The sequence below is a fragment of the Streptomyces thermospinosisporus genome (assembly GCF_039526425.1).
GTDB classification, from domain to species: Bacteria; Actinomycetota; Actinomycetes; order Streptomycetales; family Streptomycetaceae; genus Streptomyces; species Streptomyces thermocarboxydovorans.
This window is the reverse complement of the sequence record NZ_BAAAIZ010000054.1, coordinates 961-6,166: the sequence shown is the minus strand read 5'-3', so window position 1 is coordinate 6,166 and position 5,206 is coordinate 961. Positions and strand designations below refer to the sequence as shown.

Annotated in this window: 5 protein-coding genes and 1 pseudogene; 4 read left to right on the top strand and 2 right to left on the bottom strand. The window is 73.9% G+C overall.

The features are described 5' to 3' along the window. Window positions 1-56 precede the first annotated feature (56 nt). Complete coding sequence (locus ABD207_RS19115) at window positions 57-626, bottom strand: DoxX family protein (protein ID WP_344014321.1); 570 nt, start codon at window positions 624-626, stop codon at window positions 57-59. A 158-nt stretch (window positions 627-784) separates the two neighbouring features. On the opposite strand from ABD207_RS19115, the gene ABD207_RS19110 reads away from it, so the two are divergent. Beyond that, window positions 785-1,111, top strand: coding sequence for a nuclear transport factor 2 family protein (locus ABD207_RS19110; RefSeq protein WP_344014320.1), 327 nt, complete (start codon window positions 785-787; stop codon window positions 1,109-1,111). Window positions 1,112-1,382: 271 nt separating this feature from the next. Here the strand turns inward: ABD207_RS19110 and ABD207_RS19105 are convergent, their stop codons facing one another. Then, window positions 1,383-2,150 carry an SDR family oxidoreductase gene (locus ABD207_RS19105; protein WP_344014319.1) on the bottom strand — a complete coding sequence of 256 codons (768 nt, stop codon included), beginning with the start codon at window positions 2,148-2,150 and terminating at the stop codon, window positions 1,383-1,385. A 305-nt stretch (window positions 2,151-2,455) separates the two neighbouring features. Here ABD207_RS19105 and ABD207_RS19100 point away from each other — a divergent pair, with 305 nt between their 5' ends. The 3 genes and pseudogenes from ABD207_RS19100 to ABD207_RS19090 all read left to right on the top strand — a co-directional run. Beyond that, a complete protein-coding gene (locus tag ABD207_RS19100) occupies window positions 2,456-3,811 on the top strand; it encodes a multidrug effflux MFS transporter (protein WP_344014318.1) in 1,356 nt (451 codons plus the stop codon). 11 nt (window positions 3,812-3,822) lie between these two features. After that, window positions 3,823-4,968, top strand: coding sequence for a serine hydrolase domain-containing protein (locus ABD207_RS19095; RefSeq protein WP_344014322.1), 1,146 nt, complete (start codon window positions 3,823-3,825; stop codon window positions 4,966-4,968). Window positions 4,969-4,977: 9 nt separating this feature from the next. Then, window positions 4,978-5,206, top strand: a pseudogene (locus ABD207_RS19090) (small ribosomal subunit Rsm22 family protein); the annotation flags it as partial.

Sequence of the window (5,206 nt, the reverse complement as noted above, 5' to 3'; positions counted from 1 at the left end):
CGGTCACTGACCGCCTACGATCACTGACCGCAACGACACCCCTTGGACTCATTCATCTAGTCCTCGAAGAGCGCCTGCTGCTCGCCTTCCTTTGCCTTGCGCAGCCGCTTGGTGCGGGCGCCGATCACCAGCGCCGTGGCCGCCGCCGTCACCCCGAAGGCCGCCGGGAGCATCCAGCTGCGGTCCAGGACGTGGCCGAGGGCGTGGTCCAGGGAGAGGCGGCCCGCGCCGGTGATGGCGAGACCGGCCGCGGTCAGGCCGAGGGTCGCGGCGTACTCGTAGCCGCCCTCCTGGGCGAAGAAGCCGTTCGGGGTGTGCACGGCCGCCGCGCCCGCCATCGCCCCGGCCGCCGCCGCGCCCGCCGCAGGGGTGGCCAGACCGAGCGCCAGCAGCGCGCCGCCGCCCGTCTCCGCCAGGCCTGCGGCGGTCGCGCTCGCCTTGCCCGGTGAATAGCCGACGGTCTCCATGAACTGGCCGGTGCCCTCGATGCCGTGCCCGCCGAACCAGCCGAACAGTTTCTGCGTGCCATGGGCCATCAGCACGCCGCCCGCCGCCAGCCGCAGCAGCAACAGGCCCACATCGCGCCGGCCGGGGCCGGAGTCGTCTCGTCGCTCGCAAAAGATCACAGTCGCTCTCCCGGAGGCAGGCGGCCGGCGCACGGCGGCCGGAGCGGTCGCTTCGCCGCGACCACCGTCGCATCTCCGCCCGGGTGCGGCCCGTCGCCGGACGCCGTTCGGGTGGCTCCTGGTGGCGGGTCCGGGCGGGCGGTACGACGCTGACGGACATGACCATTCAGACCACCCGCCTGAGCAACCCGGCCGTCCGCGCCTTCGTCACCGCCGTCAACAACCACGACCGCGAGGGCTTCATGGCGCTGCTCGCGCCCGGGGCCACCATGGCCGACGACGGCACCGAGCGGGACCTCGCCGACTGGATCGACCGCGAGATCTTCTCTTCCAACGGCCACCTGGACGTCGAACGCGAGTCCGACAACGGCCGCACGCTGCTCGCCAACTACCGCAACGACACCTGGGGCGAGATGCGCACCCGGTGGTCCTTCGAGGTGACCGACGACGGCCGGATCTCCCGCTTCGAGACCGGCCAGGCCTGACACGGCAGCCGTTCCACGCCCCGGTGCGTACCCGCGGTCCCGCGCGGGTCCACCCCCACCCGATGGCGTGGAACGGCTGCCGCCTCCCCCCTGAACATGGCCTGTGCGGGTCTCCGGCGAAGCCCCACCCTCCAAGTGTGAAGCTTTTGTGGAGAGAAGTTGAGCATACGGCCTTCACCGGGGGCAATGGTGCGGTAACAACTATTCCGCTTGTGCAGAAGGCGCGTGCGGAACGAGCGGTGCCCTGAGAGCACCGGGGGGCCGGGAGCCGTCAGCCCCGCCCCACGTACGGCATCGTCGTCGCCAGCACCGTCGCGAACTGCACATTCGCCTCCAGCGGCAGCTCCGCCATGTGCCGCACCGTGCGGGCCACGTCGGCGACGTCCATCACCGGCTCCGGCACGACCTCCCCGTTGGCCTGCAGCACGCCCGACGCCATCGCCTTCGTCATGTCCGTCGCCGCGTTGCCGATGTCGATCTGGCCCACCGCGATCCGGTACGGCCGTCCGTCCAGCGACAGCGACTTGGTCAGGCCGGTCAGCGCGTGCTTGGTGGCGGTGTAGGCGACCGAGTGCGGGCGCGGCGCGTGCGCCGAGATCGAGCCGTTGTTGATGATCCGGCCGCCCTGCGGGCGCTGCTCCTTCATCTGCCGGTAGGCCGCCTGGGCGCACAGGAACGCGCCGTTGAGGTTGGTGTCCACCACGTGCCGCCAGGCGTCGTAGGACAGGTCCTCCACCGGCACCCCGCCAGGACCGAACGTCCCCGCGTTGTTGAACAGCAGGTCCACCCGCCCGAAGCGCTCCACCGTGGCCGCGAACAGGGCGGCCACGTCGTCCGGTTGCGAGACGTCGGTGCGGACGGCGAGCGCGGTGCCCTCCGGGACGAGCGCGGCCGTCTCCTGAAGTGCCTCGCCGCGGCGGCCCGCCAGAGCCACCGACCACCCAGCCCGCAGCAGTTCCACGGACACCGCCCGGCCGATCCCGGAACCCGCGCCGGTCACCACGGCGATCCGCCGCTCCCCGGTCGTGCCACCCGTCATCACGCCCGCCTCTCCTCGCTGTCTCGCACGCCTGCTTCCCGCACCGGCTCCGCCGCCGGTTCGCACGCTGTTCATGACCTCGCAGCGTACGTGCGGGATCACCCCAGGCCGCTCAAGCCGGCGTGGCCACCGGCCCCTGAGCCCCCTGAGCCCCCTGAGCCCCCTGAGCCCCCTGGGCGGTGGCGCGGGCGGTGATCCCCCAGCGCACCTTCCGCCCCGTCATCCGTCCCGCCCCTGCTGTGTCATCGGCCACGCGTACGAGCTGAGAGCATAGGGACCGGACGATTCGGAGAGGGAGGGGCCACATGCCCGAGGGTGGGGCGTCCACGACCGGCCCGGCAGGGAGACCGGCGGGAGCGGGCGGGGGAGGAGGACCGGGGGCCGCGGCGCGCCGCACCGGACTGTTCGTCACCCTCGTCCTCGGCGGGCTGACCGCCACGCCCCCGCTGGCGATGGACATGTATCTCCCGGCGCTCCCGGAGGTCACCCGGTCCCTGCACGCGCCCGCCGCCACCGTCCAGCTCACCCTCACCGCCTGCCTGGCCGGCATGGCGCTCGGGCAGCTGGTCGTCGGCCCGATGAGCGACCGCTGGGGGCGCCGCCGCCCGCTGCTCGCCGGCCTCGCGGTGTACGTCGTCGCCACCGCCCTGTGCGCCGTCGCACCGACGGTGGAGCTGCTGACGGTCCTCCGGCTGGCGCAGGGACTCGCGGGCGCGGCCGGCATCGTCATCGCCCGCGCCGTGGTCCGCGACCTGTACGACGGCGTGGCCATGGCCCGCTTCTTCTCCACCCTGATGCTGATCTCCGGCATGGCCCCGATCGTGGCGCCGCTGATCGGCGGGCAGATCCTGCGGGTGACCGACTGGCGGGGCGTCTTCCTCGTCCTCGCCGCGGTCGGGGCGCTGCTCGGCCTCGTCGTGTGGGCGAGGCTCCCGGAGACGCTGGCGCCCGGCGACCGGCACGCCGGCGGGGTGGGGGAGGCGCTCGGCGCGATGCGCCGGCTGCTCGCCGACCGCACCTTCACCGGCTATCTGCTCGGCGGCGGCTTCGCCTTCGCCGCCCTCTTCGCCTACGTCGCGGCGTCACCCTTCGTCGTCCAGGAGATCCACGGCGCCTCCCCGCAGACCTTCAGCCTGCTGTTCGGGCTGAACGCGGTCGGCCTGGTGACCGTGGGCCAGATCAACGGCAGGATCCTGGTCGGCCGGGTCCGCCTGGACCGGGTGCTGGCCGCCGGCCTCACCGTCGTCGTCCTCGCCGCCACGGCGCTGCTGCTGATCTCGCTCGGCGTGTTCGGCAGGACGGGGCTGTTCCCGGTGGCCGCCGCGCTGTTCGTGCTGATGTCCGCGATGGGCATCACCCTGCCCAACACCCAGGCGCTCGCCCTGATGCGGGTGCGGCACGGCGCGGGCTCCGCCTCCGCGCTGCTCGGCACCTCGTCCTTCCTGATCGGTGCGATCGCCTCGCCGCTGGTGGGGATCGCCGGCGAGGACACCGCCGTGCCGATGGCCGTGGTGCAGCTCGGCGCCGCGCTGGCGGCGACCGCGTGCTTCCTGGGCCTGTGCCGTCCCTGGCGCACCCGGCAGGAGGAGACGGGGCACGATGGAAGGCACGACGGCGCGCATGACGGCGTGCGCGACGAGACCGTGAGGGCAGAACGCTGAGCGCCCCGAGACTGCGCCACGGCTCACCGGAACGGGCCGGGCTCGACCCCGCAGGGCTGTGCCGCCTCGCCGGCCACGTACGCGCCCTCACCACCGGGGACAGCCCCTGGGCGGCGGGCGCCGTGGTGATCGCCGGACGCGGACCGGTGATCGCCCTGGAGGAGGCGGCCGGCTGGGCCGTGCGCTACGCCGCCTGGGACGAGCGCACCGGCACGGCCGTGGAACTCCCGCCGGCCGAGCGCGTCCCGGCCACCGTGGACACCCCGTTCGACCTGGCCTCCGTGACCAAGCTGTTCACCTCGGTCGCCGCCGTGCAGCAGCTCGAACGGGGCACCCTCGGCATCGACGCCCGCGTCGGCGCCTACCTGCCGGACTTCACCGGCGCCGGCCGGCACGGCATCACCGTGCGGCAGCTGCTCACCCACACCTCCGGGCTCCGCCCCGACCTGCCGCTGTACGACTGTGCCGACGACGCCGAGCGGCTGGACATGCTGCGCGCGGAGGAACCGGTGACGGCCCCCGGCACGTACTGCTACTCCGACCTGAACATGCTGCTGCTCCAGCACGTGCTGCAGCGCATCACCGGCCGCACCCTCGACACCCTGATCCACGACGGGATCACCCGCCCCCTCGGCATGACGTCGACCGGCTTCGGTCCCTGCCCCGGCGCGGCGGCCACCGAGGACCAGCGCACACCGTGGTCCAAGGCCGACCGGGGCATGCTGCGGGGCGAGGTGCACGACGAGAACGCCTGGGCGCTGGGCGGAGTCGCGGGCCACGCCGGGCTGTTCTCCACGGCCCTGGACCTCGCGGTCTTCTGCCGCGCCCTGCTGGCCGGCGGCTCCTACGGCCCCGCCCGCATCCTCGGCCCCGACTTCACGGACCTGCTGTTCACCCCGCCCGGCCTGGGCTTCGCCATGGACCAGCCCTGGTTCATGGGCGAACTCGCCGGCCACGGGGCCGCGGGCCACTGCGGCTTCACCGGAACGTGCCTGATCCTGGACCGCGCCACGGACACCTTCCTCGTCCTGCTGGCCAACACGGTCCACCCCCGCCGCCGCCCCGCGGACAACGCCCCCAGGGCCGCCGCGGCGACGGCCCTCGCCAGGGCGGTCCTCCCGGGCAGGGGGCGAGGACCACAGGGGGAGGTCTCCTAGAATCTCCGGGTGAACGCCGCCGACGACCTCCGCTCCGCCCTGGCCGGCCTGCTGGACGGGCTTCCGCCGCGCCAGGCCGCCCAGGCCGTCGAGCGGCTGATCTCCGCCTACCGCGGCGCCACCCCCACCCACGCCCCGATCCTGCGCGACCGCGCCGACGTCGCCGCCTACGCGGCCTACCGGATGCCCGCCACCTTCGAGGCGGTGCACCAGGCGCTGACGGCGTTCGCCGGGGCCG